Origin of the sequence: Citrobacter sp. Res13-Sevr-PEB04-36 (genome assembly GCF_015672735.1) — a bacterium.
In the GTDB taxonomy this organism is placed as follows: domain Bacteria; phylum Pseudomonadota; class Gammaproteobacteria; order Enterobacterales; family Enterobacteriaceae; genus Citrobacter.
Map to the genome: position 1 here is coordinate 63264 of NZ_JADABY010000054.1, position 21777 is coordinate 85040.

General features: G+C 50.4%; 22 protein-coding genes and 1 pseudogene. 15 read left to right on the forward strand and 8 right to left on the reverse strand.

Annotated features, from left to right (window positions below; translation table 11 throughout):
* The first annotated feature begins 297 nt into the window (after positions 1–297).
* The 11 genes from IMQ48_RS15945 to IMQ48_RS15995 all read left to right on the forward strand — a co-directional run bounded on the left by IMQ48_RS15945 (position 298) and on the right by IMQ48_RS15995 (position 6227).
* On the forward strand, positions 298–1518 hold the full coding sequence (locus tag IMQ48_RS15945) for a hypothetical protein (RefSeq protein WP_228758116.1): 1221 nt from the start codon (positions 298–300) through the stop codon (positions 1516–1518).
* A gap of 277 nt (positions 1519–1795) precedes the next feature.
* On the forward strand, positions 1796–2260 hold the full coding sequence (locus IMQ48_RS15950; protein ID WP_146717342.1) for a hypothetical protein: 465 nt from the start codon (positions 1796–1798) through the stop codon (positions 2258–2260).
* Positions 2261–2314: 54 nt separating this feature from the next.
* Positions 2315–2674, forward strand: coding sequence for a hypothetical protein (locus IMQ48_RS15955; RefSeq protein WP_146717343.1), 360 nt, complete (start codon positions 2315–2317; stop codon positions 2672–2674).
* 85 nt (positions 2675–2759) lie between these two features.
* The gene (locus IMQ48_RS15960) at positions 2760–2972 is read left to right on the forward strand and encodes a hypothetical protein (protein ID WP_045892087.1); all 213 of its coding nucleotides are present in this window, start codon (positions 2760–2762) and stop codon (positions 2970–2972) included.
* A 110-nt stretch (positions 2973–3082) separates the two neighbouring features.
* Positions 3083–3904, forward strand: a complete 822-nt coding sequence (locus IMQ48_RS15965; protein WP_146717344.1) for a DUF932 domain-containing protein — start codon at positions 3083–3085, stop codon at positions 3902–3904.
* A 79-nt stretch (positions 3905–3983) separates the two neighbouring features.
* Positions 3984–4463, forward strand: a complete 480-nt coding sequence (locus IMQ48_RS15970; RefSeq protein ID WP_146717345.1) for an antirestriction protein — start codon at positions 3984–3986, stop codon at positions 4461–4463.
* Between the two features lie 10 nt (positions 4464–4473).
* Positions 4474–4707: a hypothetical protein gene (locus IMQ48_RS15975; RefSeq protein WP_111965509.1), complete on the forward strand. Its 234-nt coding sequence runs from the start codon at positions 4474–4476 to the stop codon at positions 4705–4707.
* Entirely contained in the window at positions 4704–5186 is a 483-nt protein-coding gene (gene radC / locus IMQ48_RS15980; protein ID WP_146717346.1) for a DNA repair protein RadC, read from the forward strand. The genes IMQ48_RS15975 and radC overlap by 4 nt, the downstream gene beginning before the upstream one ends.
* A 13-nt stretch (positions 5187–5199) precedes the next feature.
* A complete protein-coding gene (locus tag IMQ48_RS15985; protein ID WP_032755299.1) occupies positions 5200–5421 on the forward strand; it encodes a DUF987 domain-containing protein in 222 nt (73 codons plus the stop codon).
* A 22-nt stretch (positions 5422–5443) separates the two neighbouring features.
* Positions 5444–5803 carry a type IV toxin-antitoxin system YeeU family antitoxin gene (locus tag IMQ48_RS15990; RefSeq protein ID WP_146717347.1) on the forward strand — a complete coding sequence of 120 codons (360 nt, stop codon included), beginning with the start codon at positions 5444–5446 and terminating at the stop codon, positions 5801–5803.
* 49 nt (positions 5804–5852) lie between these two features.
* Positions 5853–6227 (forward strand): TA system toxin CbtA family protein, encoded by a 375-nt coding sequence (locus tag IMQ48_RS15995; RefSeq protein WP_146717348.1) that lies wholly within the window; start codon positions 5853–5855, stop codon positions 6225–6227.
* Positions 6228–6303: 76 nt separating this feature from the next.
* Here IMQ48_RS15995 and IMQ48_RS16000 read toward each other — a convergent pair whose 3' ends face one another.
* From IMQ48_RS16000 to IMQ48_RS23225, 5 genes are all read right to left on the reverse strand, one after another.
* Positions 6304–6759 carry a hypothetical protein gene (locus IMQ48_RS16000; protein WP_228758155.1) on the reverse strand — a complete coding sequence of 152 codons (456 nt, stop codon included), beginning with the start codon at positions 6757–6759 and terminating at the stop codon, positions 6304–6306.
* A gap of 3 nt (positions 6760–6762) precedes the next feature.
* Positions 6763–7752: a glycosyltransferase gene (locus IMQ48_RS16005; protein ID WP_146717349.1), complete on the reverse strand. Its 990-nt coding sequence runs from the start codon at positions 7750–7752 to the stop codon at positions 6763–6765.
* 773 nt (positions 7753–8525) lie between these two features.
* The gene (gene lpxP / locus IMQ48_RS16010; protein WP_024274585.1) at positions 8526–9434 is read right to left on the reverse strand and encodes a kdo(2)-lipid IV(A) palmitoleoyltransferase; all 909 of its coding nucleotides are present in this window, start codon (positions 9432–9434) and stop codon (positions 8526–8528) included.
* A gap of 202 nt (positions 9435–9636) precedes the next feature.
* Positions 9637–9909: a hypothetical protein gene (locus IMQ48_RS16015; RefSeq protein ID WP_016247220.1), complete on the reverse strand. Its 273-nt coding sequence runs from the start codon at positions 9907–9909 to the stop codon at positions 9637–9639.
* Between the two features lie 79 nt (positions 9910–9988).
* Entirely contained in the window at positions 9989–10225 is a 237-nt protein-coding gene (locus IMQ48_RS23225) for a YnfU family zinc-binding protein (RefSeq protein WP_350308983.1), read from the reverse strand.
* Positions 10226–10318: 93 nt separating this feature from the next.
* On the opposite strand from IMQ48_RS23225, the gene IMQ48_RS16020 reads away from it, so the two are divergent.
* Entirely contained in the window at positions 10319–10552 is a 234-nt protein-coding gene (locus IMQ48_RS16020; protein ID WP_004132711.1) for a hypothetical protein, read from the forward strand.
* A 19-nt stretch (positions 10553–10571) separates the two neighbouring features.
* Here the strand turns inward: IMQ48_RS16020 and IMQ48_RS16025 are convergent, their stop codons facing one another.
* The 3 genes and pseudogenes from IMQ48_RS16025 to cspF all read right to left on the reverse strand — a co-directional run bounded on the left by IMQ48_RS16025 (position 10572) and on the right by cspF (position 19768).
* Positions 10572–19154, reverse strand: a complete 8583-nt coding sequence (locus IMQ48_RS16025; RefSeq protein WP_196209813.1) for a GH36-type glycosyl hydrolase domain-containing protein — start codon at positions 19152–19154, stop codon at positions 10572–10574.
* Positions 19155–19309: 155 nt separating this feature from the next.
* Positions 19310–19480: a YnfU family zinc-binding protein gene (locus IMQ48_RS23110; protein ID WP_305955329.1), complete on the reverse strand. Its 171-nt coding sequence runs from the start codon at positions 19478–19480 to the stop codon at positions 19310–19312.
* A gap of 75 nt (positions 19481–19555) precedes the next feature.
* Positions 19556–19768: pseudogene (cspF, locus tag IMQ48_RS16030) on the reverse strand (cold shock-like protein CspF).
* A gap of 277 nt (positions 19769–20045) precedes the next feature.
* Here cspF and IMQ48_RS16035 point away from each other — a divergent pair.
* The 3 genes from IMQ48_RS16035 to IMQ48_RS16045 all read left to right on the forward strand — a co-directional run bounded on the left by IMQ48_RS16035 (position 20046) and on the right by IMQ48_RS16045 (position 21728).
* Positions 20046–20264, forward strand: coding sequence for a cold shock domain-containing protein (locus tag IMQ48_RS16035; RefSeq protein WP_012543040.1), 219 nt, complete (start codon positions 20046–20048; stop codon positions 20262–20264).
* Between the two features lie 268 nt (positions 20265–20532).
* Positions 20533–20760: a hypothetical protein gene (locus IMQ48_RS16040; protein ID WP_016239708.1), complete on the forward strand. Its 228-nt coding sequence runs from the start codon at positions 20533–20535 to the stop codon at positions 20758–20760.
* A gap of 563 nt (positions 20761–21323) precedes the next feature.
* Positions 21324–21728, forward strand: coding sequence for an H-NS family nucleoid-associated regulatory protein (locus IMQ48_RS16045; protein WP_024274587.1), 405 nt, complete (start codon positions 21324–21326; stop codon positions 21726–21728).
* Positions 21729–21777: the final 49 nt, after the last annotated feature.

Sequence of the window (21777 nt, forward strand, 5' to 3'; positions counted from 1 at the left end):
ACACCTCACTACAGAGACCCGAATGGCCAGAGCGTAAACCGGTTAAACGTCTTGGAAAAACAGCCACAGAGGCAAAAACCCCGCGCCAGTCGCGACTGGTCGCAATCCGCGCGGGGTTTTCTCAGAATACAGTGCTAAAAAACAGATAATGACGACTGGTGGAAAGCTCTGTGGATATGAACCATTAACAGCCATCAAAACATGTAATTTCACACAATGTGTTTTGCTAGTGTATTTCTTACTCATTTGAGACAAATACATTAACATTTAATTAATGTTGATTAATAAATATATTTAATGACATATAAAAATAGCATCATTGTTATTAACAACAAAAGCAAAGACATTATCACATTAAATAAGAGTTTAATTATGGCCGTATGTAAAAGAAATAACTGCATGGCACAGATCGGCCATTCACCCGCCGAACGGATATTACGGCTATGCCCGGTACATTATCAGGGCAGACAGTTAAATGCAGCCAGACGAACGGAAAGAGCAGCATTAATATGCCAGTATCCCGCCTGTGGTATCAGTATATCTGAAACCCGCAATCAGTTTTATTGTTGTAAGGAACATCGGGATAAAGCCCGGAGGTTAATCGATGACGATGCTATTATAAGACTGGTTAAGCACTCTTACTGGCTCAATCTGGAAGCTATGCTAAAAAATAATTCCCTTGGACTGGGGAGTATCACCGGTCCGACGGATATTGCAGACCTCATTCGGTTATATCAGCGCAAAGCTGTCCACCAAAAAACGTATAATATGCTGAACGGGCACAGAGTTGCTGATACGACAAAAAGGTTAATCCCCTGGCTGGATCTTGAGCTATGCCACATTTACCCTAACTCTAAGGGCGGTGCAAATATCGCCAGAAACATTATCATCGCACCTGCTGCTATAAACCGGATGATGAAGGATTTTATCCCCTGCTGTCAGTCAGGAGTGCTGAGTGGCATAAAAGCAATGGAAACACCTCAACCGGTTAAATCGACCTTACTGAAAGCGTTAACGGATAAATACGGTTCAGATGCTGTACAGGAAGCATTGTACGGAGTTAAGCATCTTGCCTTTGCTGATTTAAGTCTGTCACGCAGGCTATTTGACACTGATATTTACGCATTCCCTCCACTAACCCGTCTGTTAAAAGAGGAAGCCTTACGCCTGAATTTGATGTCACTATGGGAAACGCTGGTTTGTACCGAAGTCAGCGTCTGGCTTAATGCCGGGCCTGCGAATGAATTATTTGCCGTTGCCGCGTTTCATGCGTTGCTGAACGGCGACGCCGACCACCTGCTGGAGCAATGTTATCGTTTAGTCGATGAAATCAGGGTGAAGCACAAGCGGGGGTCTCAACAAATCTACGACGAATTTCAGCATATACTCAGCCAGTACATGGCAAAATATTTTCACATTGACACCAGCGACCACAGAGCCTGTAATCTCTTCTATAACCGCTTTTTTAGTGTTCCTCCTGTCACAGAGGACGGTGTCTGCGCCATACCGCCTCAGTGATGCATTTCCTCAGCCTGTGTTCAATAAAATCTCAGATATATATCACCCTTCCGAAGTGAAACCGGACCATCGATAAACTCGGGCGAGGTTTACGGTAAATATATTTACTGAACCACGATCAATTTTGTCGATCGGTTCGATCGAATTTCATCGTTATCCCCTTCTTTTTTGCAGCTATAAAATCCCAACGGGATGCTTATGACTGTCTGTCTTCTACTAAAAAACATGCAGATACCCTTTCCGGGTAGAGTTTTACGAAAACCAGAGGTGCACAAAAATGAACAGAAAAATGATTCACCCTTTATTACTGACCTGTGCGCTGGTACCGGCAGTGGCAATGGCCTTCGGTAATCAAACCACCTGGACCCGTGGATGGGGGCAGGGAGTATCAGAGTTTGTTATCAACGGGGAAGGTCAGTCACAACTGTCTCTGAGCTGTGAGGATTATGGCTCGCAACCGGCCACGGTCATATTTACTGACGCCAGCGGGCATCAGGTCAGTATGGATGAAGATAAAAGCCTTCAGGTCAGTATCGACGGTGGAGCACTTATTGATATCAGCGAATCTGGCAGTCGCGTGGGCGGTAATAACCTGGCGCGGGCCTGGGATCAGTTACGTAATGGCAAACAGGTCTCAGTGACAGGAGACGGTGCTAAGCCTGCCACTTTCACGCTGGCCGGGGCGGCTAAGGTACTACCGGCATTCGGGACACACGGCTGTGTGGGTAAAGATGCACTCTAGCCTGTATCTGAATTTAACGTCTGCTGATTACGTGATTTATAAAAGGAACAGATTATGAAATTTAAACACATGCTGGTACCCGCACTACTTGTTCTGTCAGCCCTGGCGCTGGCAGAGCCAACCTCACCCGTTAAAGTGGAAACCAGTAACCAGGTTCACCCTGCCGGAACACGCTACGTCACGGTCGTGGTCACTGCACTGGATAACACCGTGAAAGTCGAAAATATTGACGTGAACCGGGGAAACTGTCGCATTGCCAACCAGAAATATCTGTACTCCAGCAATAAAGAAACTATTTTGCCTGCCACCCTGCGTTACGGGCAGTCCGTCAGCGTGAGTTTTTATAATAACTGCGTGGCTTCAGAAGTCGTCGTCACTACTGATAAGGGGGGATGGCGTTACACTTACCACTGAGTCCCCCGCCCCTGATTAACGTTTCTCAACCTAAAAAATGCCACATGACCAACGGGCTGCCGCTGCGCAGTCCAGAGCAAACCCTATGATCTTTCTGAAAATGCTGGTGACGGCCCTGAGCCAGGCACTGACCTGGTGCGGCGGGCATCAGGCCCGGCAGTTTATTGAAATTCGCCTGCGTCAGGCAGGCTACGATGACAACAGTATTGATACAGCCCGGGAAGCAGTCACGTTGCTGGTCACTGCACTTATCACCGCCCTGATGGCGCAGATACTGAAGATTCTGGATACGCTGTAGTCCTGCCCGCCATAGCCCTCCCACAGTGAACAACATATCTGCCCCTGCCTCCTCACGGAGCAGGGGCTTTTGCTTTTATGCCTTCAGATTAATCAGATGAGGAATCAACTATGCGATTAGCCAGCCGTTTTGGTCGGGTGAACCAGATTCGCCGCGACCGCCCCTTAACCCGCGAAGAACTGATGCAGCATGTCCCCAGCGTCTTCGGGGAAGACAAGCACGACTCCAGAAGCGAAAAGTACACCTACATACCCACCATTACCCTGCTGGAGAACCTTAAACGTGAAGGGTTCCAGCCATTCTTTGCCTGTCAGTCACGAGTGCGCGACCAGAGCCGACGGGAACATACAAAGCATATGCTGCGCCTGCGTCGTGCCGGTCAGATAAACGGTCAGCAGGTACCGGAAATCATCATTCTGAATTCGCACGATGGCGCATCAAGTTTTCAGTTGCTGCCGGGGATATTCCGAAGCGTCTGCACCAATTCGCTCGTTTGCGGACAGTCGTTTGGCGAGATCCGCGTGCCACACAGGGGCGACGTTGTCGGGAAGGTGATTGAGGGGGCCTATGAGGTTCTCAGCGTCTTTGAGCGGGTGGAAGAGAAACGTGACGCCATGCAGTCCGTGCAACTCCCGTCACCCGCACAACATGCACTGGCTAAAGCGGCGCTCACATATCGTTTTGGGGAAGAGTACCAGCCAGTGACTGAATCGCAAATTCTTGCACCTCGCCGCTGGCAGGACGAGAGCGATGACCTGTGGACCACTTACCAGCGCATCCAGGAAAATCTGCTGAAAGGCGGACTAAGTGGCCGTACCGCGCAGGGGAAACGTACCCACACCCGCCCAGTAAACGGGATTGATGGCGACGTTAAGTTAAACCGTGCGCTCTGGGTGATGGCGGAGAACATGCTGAACCTGTTGGACAGGTAATCACCCGCGCCCCGCCACCGAAATCAATCCCCGGCCCGAGACCTCCATTCGACATCTACATGCATAAGGAAAAATTAACATGACCGATATTATTAATGTCTACGATAACAATCAGATACCTCACCAGGCTGGCGATAACGGTTCTGCACCTGCTCTGGCTGCCACGCCTGTGCTGGACGAACAGCGTGTGGAATTCTGGCCGCAGCACTTTGGCAACATTCCACAGTGGATAACCCTTGAACCGCAGGTCTTTGCGTGGATGGACCGGTTCTGTGCTGACTACAGCGGCGGTATCTGGAGTTTTTATTCTCTCAGCAACGGCGGGGCCTTCATGGTTCCGGAAACGGACAACGATGCCTTCTGGTCGCTGTTCAACACTATGAATGGCAACGCCGCAGACATGAGCGCCGAAGCCGCCGGGATTGCAGTCTGTCTTGTCGCTTACAGTCATCACGCTTGCCGCACGGAATGCGACGCCATGACGGAACATTACTGGCGTCTGCGTGACTATGCGCTGAACCACGCAGAATGCAGCGCCATCATGCGCATTATCGACTGAGCGTCCTGCCATGCCGTATGAACTGTCTCACCTGAATGCCCTGTGGGATGCGCTGGGGAAAACAACGGTCAGGGATGAGGACGGTGACGTTGTGACCGACGACCCCTTCCTGCATTTCCCGACGGGTACCCCTCTCTTCCATATCTGGTCATGGTTTGAATCCCTGCACGACGGGTTCGTCGTTGCCGTGAAACTGTACAACACATCCCCTCCCGACACGTCAACAGACAGGAAAAGCAAATGAATGCCACCACTTGTTCCCCTGATCGCGGGGGAATATCTCCCGCAGCACAGCGTTCCATCAGACGCGCACTGACCTTACTGGAACGCCAGTTACGCGAACCCGGCGAGGCATTCACCTCCAGCCAGTCGGTCCGCGACTGGCTCCGTCTGCAGCTCGCCACGCTGGAGCGTGAAGTCTTCATGGTGCTCTTCCTTGATAACCAGCATCGGCTTATTGCTCATGAAACGCTCTTTACTGGCACCATCAACCATACGCAGGTACATCCCCGTGAAGTGATAAAGGCAGCACTGAAACACAATGCGGCTGCCATCGTACTTTCACACAATCATCCTTCAGGTTATGCGGAACCCGGCCATGCCGACCGACTGCTCACTGACCATCTGAAACAGGCACTTAAACTCGTGGATATCTGCCTGCTGGACCACCTGGTCGTGGGAGGCATGGACATCGTCTCGTTTGCCGAGCGTGGCTGGCTTTAGGGAGAGAATTACGATGAAAATCATCAGCAAACGTCAGGCAATGGCGATATACCGCCAGCATTCTGAGTCCCGGCTGTTTCGTTTCTGTACCGGGAAATATAAGTGGTCCGGCAGTATCTGCCATTACCACGGCAGGGAAGTGCAGGATATCCGGGGTGTGCTGGCCGTGTTTGCTGAACGCCGACAGGACCGCAATGGTCCGTATGTGATCCTGCGCAGCGTCATCCTGAACTGACTTACCGTTAAGGAGTACTTACATGCAGAAAGCAACACGTGTAATCAACCATAACATCACGGAACCCTGGTGGGGCCTCAGACGCAACATCACGCCGTGTTTTGGTGCACGGCTGGTACAGGAAGGTAACCACCTGCATTACCTTGCTGACCGCGCCAGCATTGCCGGGACATTTAATGACGCAGATTTACGCCATCTGGACCAGGTATTTCCGGTACTGATGAAGCAGATGGAGCTTATGCTGGCCAGCAGCGAACTCACGCCCCGCATTCAGCGCTGCATCACGCTCCACGTAAAAGGGCTGATATGTGAGGCCGATACACTCGGCTCCTGCGGTTATTTGTACATCGTAATTTATCCGTCGTCTGCAACAACCGAATAAACCCCGGACGCTTTTCCTTAGTCAAACTAGCCAACAAAGAGCGCAAACCATGCAAATACATTCCCAGTCCCTTCAAAGGGCGGCATCGTCACGTCCGTCGTCAGTCGAAATCTGGCGAAAATTACTGAAGTATCTGCTGAAACAACACTACGGTCTGATGCTGAACGACACACCGTTTGGCAACGACGAAGTGATCCAGAAGCACATTGATGCGGGAATCTCACTGTGTGACGCGGTGAATTTTATCGTGGAAAAGTACGACCTGGTGCGTACTGACCGTCACGGCTTCAGCGTGAAAGAGCAGTCTCCGTTTATCGGCAGCATTGATATGCTCCGCGCCCGGAAGGCTACCGGGCTGATGACCCGCAAGGGATATAAAACCGTTACTGACATCACTGGTGGCAAATTCAGCGGAGGGAAATAATGACGTTAGCCCTGATCGTTGACGGCGCCGTCAACGATCAGTCCCTCAGGCGCCAGTACAACGACTGGCGCTTTTATCAGATCTCCATCAGCTGATACAGATGTTCGCTCAGACAGCGCGTATGGCGGTAACACCTTAACGGAGATATCTGTCTGCAGTAGAAGAGGGTACGGCAGGATGCGGCGAGAACATCGGGGGCCGTATCGTCTGTCAGGAAGGGGCTTAATTCCGGGGCGTTCAGTAAAATGAAACATTTCTCCGGGAGAATGCCACCGGCATTCCCTTTCGGGAAATAACCGCCCAGATACAGTAACACGGCCAGAAGCCGGAACTGTCGGGTGAGTACCGCTTCGGTGTCCCGGTAATGTGCGGCTATCCACAGGCATTCCCGCAGCATAAATCGCCGGGTCCGTCGGGTGAGGTCACCGCCTTTGTCATACCAGTGTTCGGCGATATCCCTGGCAGAGCGAATAGAGCCATCACCTGTTGTCGCAGTTTGCCATGACCGTGCCAGAAGCGTTGAGATATTCATGGGTTAACGTCGCGTCTGCGAAACGGCTGCGGGAGTATTGCGGACACCAGGCAGATAAATATTGCGGGCCAGCTTCAGGAGGAAAAAGACATCGCTCAGGTTGCTCACGCCGGGTACCAGATGGCGAAAGGCTATCCGCGCACGAAAACGCGCCCGGACCGCCTGCCTGTCATTCACCCTGCGCCGGTACAGGCCCAGAAAATGGCGGCTTTCCACCAGTGCATGCCTGACCAGCGCTCGTCTGACAGACCGGTACTGCGTCTGTGTACTGAGTGTCAGAATATCTGCAATCACGTCGCTATAGCTGAACGCGCGGATATCGTAATAATCCGGGCGGTGGGTAATTGACGCCGGGTTATTCGCCCACAGGTAATCCTGTCTGTCAGAGAAATAAAACCGGCCATCTGCGGCGGCAAGCTGTATCGTCCAGAGAATGTCCTTGTGGCTTTTCCCTTCCTGGAATCTCAGGTCATGCTCGCGAATGTACGATGAACGGATTATCTGCAGCCACAGATAATGCGGCCATTCCCTCTGCCTGACGCAATGGCGTATCCACTGCTGACCCGTCAGCGTCTGACCATAAGACTGTCTGCGGTGAACGGTATGCCGCAGATGTCCGCCGCTGTCTGTATGCCGGGCATTGAAAAGGACGACATCGGCCAGTGCTTCGCGGGCTGTGCGCAGCCGCTCCTGCAGAAAATCTGCCGCAACCCGGTCATCCGCATCCAGGAACACCACCCATTCGCCACGGTGAATCGCCAGTGCTGCATTACGGGCAGCATACACCCCCTGATTTTCCTGACGAATGAGAATAAGTCGTTCATCTGTAATGGCGCTGAGTACCGTCCATGTTTCGTCGGTTGAGCCATCATCCACAACAATGATTTCAGTACTGAGCGTTGTTTCGCAAAGCAGTGTATGGACCAGAACCCCGATGCTGTCAGCCGCATTGAAGGCAGGAATGATGACGCTGATATCGATGTTGATTTTCATTGCACTAAGGGAATGTAAACAGAGGGAAGGTTCAGAGTTGTCACCCCATCAGGGGCAATAACCTGCCGGGTAAGAAACATTATCAGGAAGAGCGTTCAGGTGATTTTTGTACAGGTGTGGATACCACTCGTTTTTCTCTGATTTGCTGGTTAACCACCATCAGACAGCCATCGCAAAATTCTTTATCAAGCCCGAATATCCGGTCCAGAATGCTTCTTTTCTTGTTACATCTGGCACATCTTTTCATTCCATCACCTGCTGTCGCATTCCCATGCCGTGCCCGCAGGACAAAAGAAGGGCGCCCACCAGAAGACAGGAAATAAATTAATAAACAATACGTTAAATGAATTGTTGGGAATTTAGCACAGGCACTAGCGTGCCGGATAATTCATTTTGCAGATCAATTTTATAAAATCGATCGGTTTAATCGATCATCTTTTTCACTCTGCTTTACACGCCATCCGTGTGCCTGCATACCCTATCGGAGCGTTCGGTTTGTCGAGCTGTAAAGGATGCTATGCCTGCTGGATAGTCAAACCATTCCCGATAACTGACATCATGTGGAAGAGAAAATATACAAAAATTATTATCGCTTTGAATGGCAGCTATAAGCGAGAAGCGGACCTTCAAATCCGAGCAGGTTCAATTGATTAACCTTGGTTGTCAGTTACGCCATCGTTAACATGAAGCCGATCGAATAATCCCCTGTCCCATTTTTTACAAATACGCAGTGGCAAGAAAGATAGATTCTGGCTCATGACAAGAAGAGTTGTTCATTTGTATAAAGAGACTTCGCCTTCAGGACGCGTTTTGAACCTGCGATGCATCCACAGGTATTGCTCAGGAGCACGGAGAATTTCACGCTCGATGATCTTGTTCATATAAGCCGCTGCGGCGATCTTGTCTTCCCCTGGATAGCCTGACAACGGATTGCTGATATACATGTGATAACCTTTTTTATCGCTACGTCGAATCATGCTAAGTGTGATCAAGTGTGCACCAGCGAGTTTTGACAGAGCATACGTTCCGTTCGTCGTGGCTGCTTTTTTTACCGAGAAAAAAGGTGCAAAAACGCTTCCTTTAGACCCATAATCCTGGTCTGGTGCAAACCAAACGGCTTCACCTGCTTTTAGCGCATGAACAAAACCTGATAAATTACGTCGATTAATCATAGCCTTATTTGAACGCATACGCCCTTTTGTCTGTACCCATTCCATTAATGGATCATTGTGTGGGCGATACGTTGCCATCATAGGATGGCATAACCCCATTACTCTTCCACACAACTCAAGGGACATAAAATGAATCCCGACGACCATTACTCCTCTTGTCGCACCGGTCAGGTTTTCAAGCCCTTCGACATCAAACCATTTTTTGACTCTCGCATCGCTCCAGAACCAGGCCATTCCTGTTTCCATCAGTCCCAGCCCGAGAGAAACAAAGTTTTTATTGACCATCTGGCTCCGGGCAAACGGTGTCATCTCGGGAAAGCACAGTTCGATATTTCTAATCGCAATCCGTTCCCGGCGTTTCAGAAAGGGTCTGGAAATTTTTCCAAGGCCAGAGCCCAGAATATGTAAAATCGGGTAAGGAAGTTGAACGAGAAGCCACAGCAGACCCAAACCAGACCAGGTAAGCCAGTGGCGAGGATGAAGTAAATTATGAGTAAAAGTCTGTGCCATAAATTTCCTTAATGCTAATGAAGGTTATAACGCAAAAGGAAAACAATGAGGCAATTCGTCTTTAGCGATACATTTTGTTTTAGATAATTTAAATTCATCTAAATTCAGGAAAAAATATTTTCCAATGACTGGAGAATAATTTAAAGAGCCAGGGGTGAATTGTAAGCCAGAAAATTTATTCTGTTATAAATCCATGGTTTTATCATTGATACTCAAGGAATTGTCTTCTTGATTCATCATCATCAAGGTACTCAAAAGAAAGAAGCCGAATTTTGGTAAGTTTATAAAACCACTCACAATCGTTTCGTTGAATAATTTCGCCTGGTTTGAAACATATCCCGGATGCCACCCGAATAATCGCATATTTACCATTACTAAACCTGACCCGGTGAATACAGAAAGGTTGGCCAGGCTGTCCGTGACAGCTGTTCGACATGATATGCCCTTCAATAAAAACAGATTTTTTAGATTTCATTATCATACCCTCGACAACAGCAGTACAGGAGGAATGTTGTCATTTTCCGACATCACTGACGTTAAGTGGCAGAAGCTGATCAGCCGCCGATACACCAGCATTCTGAAGGTCTGAACAACAGTCCGCAGGCAGGGCACTCAAGAACCGCATCTTTTCTTAGTTTACCTGCTTTCTGATCGGCTCTGTGTGCACATACCGGGCAGGCAACATGAACCGGTCTTTCTTTAAAATACCTGAGCCCATTTGTATAAGACATAAATAATTCTCTGAGGAATACAGTAATTATTATACGCTTTAATATAAAAATAACTGGCATAAGTTATGTTAAGTTGTGTCTGAATCAGGATATCAGATATTGAAAATTGAACGTCTTATTTATGATACACTACCCTTCCGTGAGAAATTTAAGATGAAATCAGAAGACACCCTTGACTGGTATCCGGCACAACTACCGCCTGTGAAAATTATTCTTGGCGAAGCCGTGCTGGCTGTGGGTAAACAGGGCCGACCGATTAATACCCGCACCTTGCTGGAATACCTTCAGGTCATGCAGGACAAACAAAAAAGGCGGGATGACAAAATCGCCATGCAGACTGCGATTGATGTTCTCAGGGATAATCAGCGCATTAACGGCAGACGTTAATGCACCTCCGGGATCAGTGTCAGTTCTGAATGATCTCAACCGTATGGTTTTGTCCATCATCCTTCAGCGGTATTCTGTCATCAGGGAGGAGAACACCATCCAGCGTCACGCAATATTCTGCATCGCCGCGTGAAACACTAATCTGATAATGGCTTTCACCATATTGATATGCCATAGAAAAAGACGACCACTCATCCGGTAACCTGGCATGAACACTAAAGTCAGTGCCGGAACGTTTTATCCCCAGTAATTCCTCGGTAAGTAAACGCCAGGCCCAGCCTGCGGAACCGGTATACCAGCTCCACCCTGCACGTCCGGTATGGGGAGCGACGCTGTAGACATCAGCACTCATGACATAAGGCTCAGCTTTATAAATCCCGACAGAGTCCGCATTCAGGGTATGATTTATAGGGTTGAGCATTGACCAGAGTTGCCAGGCTCGTCCGGCATTCCCCATTCGGGCAAAGGCCATCACTGCCCAGATGGCGCCATGCGTATACTGCCCTCCGTTTTCCCGCACGCCGGGCAGGTACCCCTGTATGTAGCCCGGATTTGGACCGTGTCCGTCGAAAGGAGGCGTTAACAGTTTGATCAGCCCTCCTTCGTTATCCACAAGGTGCTTATCCAGCGCCTGCATGGCCTTTGCGCACCGTCCCGGGCTCGCGGCGCCGGACAATACAGACCAGCTCTGCGCAATCGCATCAATCCGGCAGTCCTGTGAGGTTTTCGATCCCAGGGGAGTACCATCGTCAAAATACCCGCGCCGGTACCATTCCCCATCCCAGGCGTGGGCTTCGAGATTACTTTGCAGGCGCAGAGCCTGTGAACGGCACATCGCGGCGACGCTTTCATCCAGCCTGCGCTCCGCCAGCGCTGCAAACCGCTGCAAAATGTCGTACAGGAAGAAGCCCAGCCAGACGCTTTCACCTTTGCCTTCGATACCCACCCGGTTCATCCCGTCATTCCAGTCACCAGCCCCCATCAGCGGCAGGCCATGCTCCCCGAAGCGAAGTCCATAGTGAATAGCTTTGACGCAGTGTAACCAGAGTGTCTCTTCGGTGCCGCTGATGACCGGCGTGTCATAGACAGACTCTTCACCAGGCTGAAGCGAGCGTCCCTCCAGATAAGGAATGCGTATTTCCAGTGCATCCATATCCCCCGTCGTTTCAACATAGTGGCAAACAGCAAGCGGCAGCCAAAGATAGTCATCGGAACAGCGGGTACGCACACCGTTGCCGTGTGGCGGGTGCCACCAGTGCTGCACATCCCCCTCGATAAACTGCCGTGATGCACAGAGTATTATCTGTTCACGCATCCGGTCCGGAGCAGCGTGGCTCAGAGCCAGCGTATCCTGCAGCTGATCGCGAAAACCAAATGCACCGCCAGACTGATAGTAGCCACTCCGGGCCATAAGACGGCAGGCGACCGTCTGATACAACAGCCAGCCATTAACCAGTAAATTTACGGACGTGTCGGGGGTGTTAACTACGATTTTATCGAGAACATTGTGCCAGTGATTATGAATCCGGTTCAGCTCCTGGCGGACCGTATCCTCGTTCATGTAGCGGGCCAGCGTCTCCTGAGCACAGACATCATTCTCCTCTGCGCCGAGGATAAAAATAAACGTCCTCTGGTCCCCGTCAATTAATGTAACCGCCGATTGCACCGCTCCGCAGGGATCCAGACCGGCCCCCGTCTTACCAGAAAGCTTTTGCAGTTTCATAGCCGAAGGGGCGTGAAGGGAACCATTACGGCCAATAAACTCCCGGCGGTCCCCTGTCAGAGAACAGTCATTACCGCTGACGGCAAAAAATGTAGTTCGGCCGCCACCATTATCACCATAAAAGTTATTCGCAAGTATCCCGCAGCCGCCGGGCGTTCTGGCCACATGTGTCACAATGTGAGGGGCTGAGCGCGTTCGTGTTTCTCCGAGCGTCCACTCTACATAGCCTGTGACGGAAAGTTGACGTGTCCGTCCCGAAGAGTTACTGAGCGTCAGGAGCACCAGTTTAACCGGATCTTCTTCAGCAACCAGGACCGTCAACTCGCTGTCTATACCACTCTCACGATGGGCAAAAACGCTGTAGCCAAAACCATGGCGGGTCAGGTAATCACCGTGTCCGCGAACAGGTAAAGCCGTCGGCGACCAGCACTCCCCGCTCTCTTCATCGCGCAGGTAAAATGCCTCGCCGCTGCGATCGCTCACCGGATCGTTCTCCCACGGCGTCAACCGGTATTCATGGGCATTCTCATACCAGGTATAGGCCTGCCCTGCCTCTGAGATCACACTGCCAAAACGAGAATTTGCCAGTATGTTCGACCAGGGAGCCGGTGTAAGCGCATTTTCCCGAAGGACGATCTGATACTCCCGCCCATCCTGAGAAAATCCACCGTACCCATTGAAATGGCATAACTGACTGGTATCAGGGCTCCAGTCCGTATGTTGATTACGCTCGCGCACAGCACGCGGAATGAATGCCCTTGCCGGCGATTTCAGGGTATGAATACGCTGGTTAAGCTGCTCATTAATACCCCCTGCGCGGTCATCAAGATAAAGACAGGCCACGCTCATCAAAAGCAACTTATCCTCAGCGGAGAGATGCTCACCGTTGCGGACAAAAAGCCCGCCCTTTTTATCCAGCAGACTGGCTTCAGACCCGGCATAAATTAACTCCATAATCTGATTTTGTAATCCCTGCTGGTAGCCGCCGGGGCTGTTATTCAGGATAACTAAATCAACATCCAGCCCTTTCTGTCTCCAGTAACGGTGTGCCTGAATCAGTGTGGTCACTGAGGTGATACTTTCCTCGCTGGTTATAGTCAGCAGCACTATCGGCAGATCCCCTGAAATTGCCCAGCCCCACAGTCCGGACTGGCCACGCCGGTTGCGGCCGATCGCCTGGCCTTCGGCGCGCAGCTCCTGGACAGGGTAAAGCACAGCGCTGGCGAGACTATTGAACAACGTGGCATCATCTTCACTGGCGTTCATCTGGCGCAATACCACCAGACTGTGAGACCAGGCCAGTTCAAAGACGCGATCGGCGATAGGGTAATCGCGATATTTCTCCAGCAACGCCAGGCTCTGCTGACGGGTCTCGCTGATGCCATAAATGATATCAATCGTAACCGGCTGCCCCGGCTGCAGAATAATGGCGTTGCGAATTGCCAGTATCGGATCCAGCACCGAGCCCGACGTGTTGCCTAGCATCCCTCCCGTCTCTATTGCCTGTGCATTCGCAGGGTTTCTGCCACGTCCAATAAACCTTGCCCTGTCCGTTTCAAACGACACGTTATGTCGGTTATCGCCGTGCACCACCATCATGTGAAACAGGCAAGGGCCCGGTTCATCCGGTGAGCGCGGGCGCCGGTGGCAAAGAATAGCGTCACGCTCAGGAGCCAGCTCAGTCTGAATAAACAAATTGCTGAATGCCGGGTGTGCCAGATCGCTGGCATCAGGTGCCAGTACCACTTCAGCATAGGTTGTCAGCTCCAGAGAGCGAGGCTTGCGACCACGATGAATCAGTGTGAGCCGTCGCAATTCAACATCATCCTCCGGAGAGATCACCACCTGAGTTTTGACGCTGAGTCCCCCTAAGCTGCGTCTGAATTCTGCCCCCGCATCGGTGAACAACACTTCCTCGTCTTGTCCGCTGGTGTAGCCTGTTGGTTGCCAGGTATTGCTCCACACATCTCCCGTCTGGATATCGCGGATGTAGCAGAATGCTCCCCAGTTATCACGGGTGGTATCACTGCGCCAGCGCGTTAGTGCAATATCATTCCAGCGACTGTAACCGCCGCCGCCCGCGGTCAACATCAGATGATAATGGCCGTTGGACAGGAGTTGAATATCCGGGGCGGGGGTATCCACGCTATAGAAAATACGGGGTTCATAGCGAACGGGTTTGACCATGCCCTCATGAGATTCAAAATGACGGCGCGGACTGTACAGATCGACCGCATCCGGCACGCGCTCCTGTAACAGCAGACTCGCTGACCGGAATACCGTACTGGACATAAAGCGTTCAGTCATGGGGGCATCAAGCAGCACATGAGCCAGCGCCTGAAATGCCATACCCTGGTGATGCGCCATCCAGGACTGTACCACCGCATAGAGCTGACCGGTTGCAAGACGTGAGGGGGTATAGTCCAGCGCTTCATAAAAACCGTATTCTCCGCATGCACCATTTTTTTGCAGCCTGAACAGGTTCTCACAGGCTTTCTGCGGGGAAACCATCAGCGCCAGCAGCGTGGCGTAAGGAGCGACAACCATGTCATCGGCAAGTCCCCTGCGTAGACCGAGCCCCGGTACGCCAAATGCCTGATACTGATAATTATGCTGAACATCAAAAGCATGATAGCCAGACTCTGAAACACCCCATGGTACCCCGCGTTCTTTCCCCCAGTGAATCTGGCGCATAACCGCCGACTGACTCATTTCATCGAGCAGGCTGCCGGGCCAGGTGGGCATCACCAGATTCGGCATCAGATATTCAAACATGGATCCGCTCCATGACATCAGGGCAGTTTCATTATCAATCGTGGTAAACAATCGACCCAGCGCGTACCAGCTTTTAAGAGGCAGCTGATTAGTCGCAATGGCAAGAAAACTGGTCAGGCGGATTTCAGACGGCAGGAGATCGTAGTGGCTCTTGTCAGGCATATTGGTGTCACAGTTATAACCGACGCTGAGCAGACTGGTTGCTTCACTGTACAGAAAGGCGAAATCCATCCGGGCATGCTCATCCAGCCGCTGTTCCAGCTCGGTGATAATATTGAGTCGCATTCGGGCCTGCTCCGCCACTGACGCCGGAGGCGTTCCTGTACCGGTTAATGTCGGACGGGCAAGCTCGCTCAGCGTCGGCAGCATCTGTTCATTCCAGGATGCAGGCAACCAGCCAAGCAACAGAGACCACTCATGGCAAAGCTGAACCAGTTGATGCTCCAGATGTCCAGCCCAGCGCATCTGAAGAGGAGATCCCTGATGACATGCGCTGGTCAGATGGTTGCACTGGGTGCGCATGCTTTTCAGTTCGCTGAAAAGCGCCTGCGGAGAGAGCGACACCGCGTTCAGGCAATGCTTGCGCAGCAGTCTCAGGCTGTCAGGTGGGTTCTTACCCCACTGTTTTTCCAGAATATCCAGCGTATCGTTCAGTCCTGCCAGTATCTGTTGGTTGCTTAAAACAGGCTGATGACGCATGGCGGACAGGCCTGCACGCAGGGTCAATAAATGCCCGGCCATATTGCCGCTGTCGACGCTGGAGATATAGCGTGGACTGAGGGGGACCAGCGTACGGGTGTCATACCAGTTGTAGAGATGGCCCCGGTAGTGCTCCATTTTATCCATCGTGTCGAGCGTGAGCGACACGCGCCGGAGCACCTCTCCGCCAGGCAGGTAGCCAAAGTCCCATGCCGTCAGGTTAGCCATAAGTGAAAGACCAATATTGGTAGGAGAAGTTCGGTGTGCCACCGTCGGTTGTGGTATTTCCTGATAATTATCAGGCGGAAGCCAGTTCTCTTTTGCTGTGGCAAATGTTTCAAAAAAAGCCCAGATTTCACGGCTTGTCTGGCGTAACAGCTGTTTTTGTTCCTGATTAGGCGAAAAAACCTTTCGCACGGGCTGGCGACTCAGCCAGCTCATCAGCAGCGGTGCCACACACCATACCAAACCGATCGGTAACGCAATCCCCAGCAGCTGTGGGGCAAATTGTCCGGTCAGTATTGTCAGCGCCACGCCACCGGCAGCGTTCAGCCACATCGCCTGATAAAAACGTGCAACAGTGGGTCTGGCCTGACTGCTGTCCTGGCTGTGGCTGACCCACTGGCTGAGGTGACGCCTGCTTATCCCCAGTCGCCATAGCGTCACGGCGATCGCTTTCAGCGAATTTCCGGCTTCGTGCGGCAGTATCGCAAAATTAAGGCTGATACCTGACAGACGCTTTAGCACGCCCGCCCCCACCAGTAACAGATGCGGCTTCACGCGGCGACGCAGAGGTTTATGCAGAAGGTCGTGGCTAATGCAGAGGATGGCTGGCAACAACCATATCAGCAACAGTATGCCCAGCCAGTAAACCGGATTGGGTACCCAAAGCAGAGTGAAGAACAGCAATATCAGTAAGGAGGGGGCGACCAGACTGCGACGTAGATTATCGAGTAATTTCCAGTAAGAAAGCGCGGTCAGCGGATTCCTGACCCGGGTTCCATCGGCTTTTCTGACGCGTGGTTTTAGCCAGTTAAGCAGTTGCCAGTCACCCCGGATCCAGCGTGAACGTCGTGCAACATCCGACAGATAATTATTAGGGTACTGTTCGTACAGTAACACCTCGCTCAGCAGACCCGAACGTGCATAGCATCCTTCAAGCAGATCGTGGCTGAGTACCAGATTTTCCGGGCAGATGTTCGTAGTGGCCTGCATAAAAATATCAACATCGTAAATCCCTTTGCCCACAAACGAGCCTTCCCCAAAGAGATCCTGATAAATATCCGAAGACATCATCGAATAAGGGTTATTGCCCGGTACGCTGCTGCGCAGGGCTGCGTAACGCCCCTGACCGTTGCGTGGTATCTCCTCCGCAAGACCGGGCTGTAAAATACCGAATCCTTTGACAACCCTCTGGCGTACCGGATCATACTCAGGCGTATTCAGCGGATGCGCCATCGTCGCGACGAGTTTGTGTGCCGTATCGCGCGGGAGCACCGTATCGCTGTCCAGGGTAATGACGTATTTTATGTGACCCGGTAAAAGGTGGGCAGGCATCTCTGCAACGCTGACGAATTGCGTTCCGGGATGGCGCAACCAGCTGTTCAGTAACGCCAGTTTTCCCCGCTTGCGTTCATAGCCCATCCACGCGCCTTCCGAGGGGTTCCATTCAGGCTGGCGATGTAACAGATAAAAACGTGGTCGGCCGGAGGGGTAGCGGCGATTAAGCGCCTGCGTATCGGCGATAGCCTGTCTGAGCAGCGCGTGACTTTCCGGCGAGGGTTCATTTTCAGAATCAGCAAAATCAGTGAGCAGCGCGAACCTGAGATTTTCGTTTTCATTCCCCAACCAGCAGACTTCAAGACTGGTGAGGAGCTGGCTGAAACTTTCGTGGCTGGTCAACATGCAGGGAATGACTAACATGGTGGCACTGTCAGCGGGAATACCGGCTGAAAAATCCATCCCCGGCAAGGGTCGAGGAACGCGAAAACGGGTGGTTGCATCACTGAGCAAATCGCTCATTAACTGAGTTAATGCGATAATCAGAGGTAATATCACCGCGATCAATAGCCAGTCTGCGCCCTGCATGGCGGTTTCGTGCAATATTGCTGCGGTCGCTGCGGTTGTCAGCAACGCCAGGCTTCCAAGCCATGACAGCAGGGTTATTCTGTTGAAACTGTGCCGCAAGCGTATGAGCCTTGAGGCGTCTGCCAGGAGATGAATATCCAGCGCCTGTCGACCTTCGCCCGCAAGATAATAACCAACATGATGTTCCGGTGTATCAGGCGCTTTTTCCTCTGAAAACGCCAGCGCCTTCTCAGCAACCTCAGGCTCGCTGAGACCGCTGTCTCTGGCCAGAACCTCAACTACGTGCCGGTAATGATCCCGGGTATTGAAATGCATCCGGGGATAGATGCCGGCAGGATCATTGCGTAATGCCTGTTCGACAACGCTTATCGTTTCGGCGAAATCAGCCCAGTCCGTTTCACTCAATAAACGCAGGCCCGCGATGCTGTTACTGACGGACAGCTGGCTGGCGGCAAGCTGCTGATTGAAACTATGTATGAGAACATCAGTGGTGATCCCCTGTTCCCGAAGGCACTGATCAACCCAGGTCAGAGGTAACGACAGCGCGTTGCCATGCCCCTGCAGGCGCCGCACCAGCTCTGCGACAAACGCACTGGTTAACGGAGGTCGGGAGCGCGCCATATCGGCAACCACCATGATTAAATCACCAGGCGCACTCTCTGCACATTCGACAATCCTTGTTATCCACGTATCAGCAAGGTTTCTGTCCTGCTGCGCTTTTATCACTTCCATACTGATACGACGAAGATTTTCAATCAGCGCAAGGCGCAGCATTCCCGGTAACGCCCAGACTTCACCCAGCGTCAGCGGCGTCACTTGTTGATAGGCAGTGAGATAGCTGGTCAGGCTGGCGGCATCCCAGCGGCCATCGCCGTGAGCAATGGCCTCTGATGCAACATGATAAATTCGTGGGCAATTCAACGGCGATACCAGCGACGGAAGACCTTTGCCAAAGCTTTTCGGCAGATGCTGGCGGACAGTGCGGATTTGTTCTTCAATCAGATAATAATTGTCCAGCAGCCATTCACCGGCGGGCATGATACTGGTCTTTTTACCCGCGTTAAGCTCATAGCAGTTTTGGGTAATGACGGCCTCATTGTCGCCAAGCCGTTTCAGAAGATAATAAGGATGCTTATCCGGTGATACTTTATGAGTCCGCGCCAGCTTCTGGCCGTAGCGTTCCATCTGGACGGTCGAAAAGAGTTCTGACCGCGGCGAGCTTTCACCGGCAGGATCGTTCGCCGAAAACGTTATGTTTTCGGCAGCATTAATCAGAATACGGGAGCGGTTAAACCACGCTCTGGGGATCATTTTCATAGCATTGCTCTGATGCGACGTTAGCGCGCAGGAGCAGTTGCGAAATCAGTTCAGAAACGTTCTCTCAGGATGGGCGTCAGGCATCAGGGATTTAACAGCTGCCGGAATCTAACATAAGTATAGGACATGAGCTCTGTTCTGCGATTTTGGTCGAGCTAGCGTCGGGAGATAAACAGAGCCTTACATCCGGGGCAAAGCATGGTCTGGTTGAGCCGGATTTTTGACAACGGTTGTACTGATTTTAAGCCACAAACAGGACAGGCAGCAGTGGCAGTAGACGCACTGCTGAAGAATTTCATTGCGTAATTGATAACAGACATAACCATTAACCTTTCAATGAATGAGCTTCACCGTACCACATGTGGTTAAGTTTTAATCTATCTATTTTGACATACTGAAAATCAGGAAAGATAAATGCTCGCAGCCACAGGCCCCCTGAGACCGTTTATCCGGCAAAACTCTATGCGGCTTCCAGGGATGCGTAATTCTGATTAGCGAGAGTTAACGGCTGAAATGTGAAGCAGAACGTCTTTTCGTCCATCAGATGGGATGATGAGGCCTTTACCACTAAGAATATCAAAGCTTTTGACAATTCCTGTCATTTTATGGGACAAGTCAATTCCTTATTAAAACACGTAAAGACTATACATTGAAAATGGCATTCAGCCACTTTTATTTTCCCTACAGGACCTCTGGACGGCTAAAAGATAATTTGCTTATATCGATTCCCTGTGACTTAATGAATCCCATCAGTTCGATGTACTAATGAAAGTTAGAAATTTTCCGGGCAGTTCTCATTACCAGGCGCTATCGTTGATATCCCCTCTTTTGAGTCCATACGTTTAATCTTATACGTTTACTATCAATACAATCATGTATAACGGAGTCAGTATGACCTCGAGAATTATGGGCCTGGTTAAATGGTTTAACGAAGACAAAGGTTTTGGCTTCATCTCTCCTCTTGATGGCAGCAAAGATATCTTTGTCCATTTGTCTGCACTTAATGGCGACAACTTTAAAACTTTATTTGAAGGTCAGAAAGTTGAATTCGCCATTCACCGCGGAGACAAGGGTCCTGCTGCTGCAAACGTAACACTTTGCGATAAATAAATCATTATGGGTCTGCAATAACGATGAAGGATTATTCCTGAGTAGACAGATCCATAACTTAAATCAGATGAAAGTCGTTTATTTTTAATATCTGATCAGCATATTTTTCAAAATTATGAGTATGCTAAGCGATGTGATGAAGTGCAGTACTACTGCATAAAAAGTCTAAAAGCACAAGCTAACCACATGTTAAATAAGAAGTGCGTAATGGCTTTGACCTTAATGGCATCTGCCAGTTAATATCCACGAGAGAACAGGGTAATAGAATATGATTAAAGTCCTTGTTTTCTTTAATGCTGAATCCTGTAAAGTCATGACCGTTCTGGAAGGTATATCCTCTATCAGGCAGGAATATCCAAACGGTGAAGAAACACATCTTCGGATTATGTCTGCAGGTTTTCCTTCCTTAACTGGCGATCATGGCATTGTTTACGTGGCTACTGACAGGGAGTTAACGTCACAGGAGATATTTGATGCGGCCAGGAAATATTTATAGCATTTTTGTTATGCTCTCTGATTCACGTTTAATTGCATGCTTACCCTATTTATCAGAATCGAACAAAAAATGAGTTAAAAGCATTTATGGCCTGCTAACAGCAGGCTTTTTTTTACATTACACTTTTTTAGAAACGCCTCTATAAAGAGAGAGTAATTCGCTACCCTCTGACAAAATGCAGGTGTCTCCCCCCTGCGTGCCATCTTGCCATTTGTGAAAAACCTTGCTAAGTGGCGGCGCTGCCTCTCCTCATTTTAAATCTCATCAGGTGTGACTGAAGCAATAAGTTATGAGGGTATAAAAAGGCTCTCCGGATGACTCCTGGCATCATAGTTTTAAGTACCTTCAAAAATGCATGGACATTTCGTAGGAGTTGTAATTTAGTTCTTGCACATTCTTCTTAATTTTGTCTTGCGATAAGAGATTTATATAAGTAGTCTAAACCTCGTTAATAACAATATGTACCAATCGGATTAAAATGCTCAGTAAGAAAAATCGGGTTGATGAGCAACCGTCGACATTGGTATTTGCTGAACAACGAAAAAACTTTAAAAGGTCTCTTTATGTCAGATGCTCTTACACAGTTAAACAATATCCGTACCTTACGTTCTCAGACTCGTGAAATGTCATTAGATGTACTGGAAGATGTTCTGGAAAAGTTTAAAATTATTCTTATAGAACGACGAGAAGAAGAGACATTACGTCTTGCAAATGAAAGTCAGCGCCGCGATAAACTGGAAACACTTCGTCAGATGATGCTTGATGAGGGTATCGACCCCTCCGAACTTTTAGCTGCTATTGGCTCTCCGGGTAAGGCTAAAAGGACGCGCTCCCCCCGCCCCGCGAAGTATCGATATACTGACGAAACTGGAGAGTCAAAAACATGGTCAGGTCAGGGGCGAATGCCGAAGCGGATCTCAAATCTGATTGCTGAAGGTGGGGAATTAAAAGATTTCGAAATCAGCTAAAAAAGAGCCGGGCATACCCGGCTCTTTTTACGGATAGCCCACAACCATC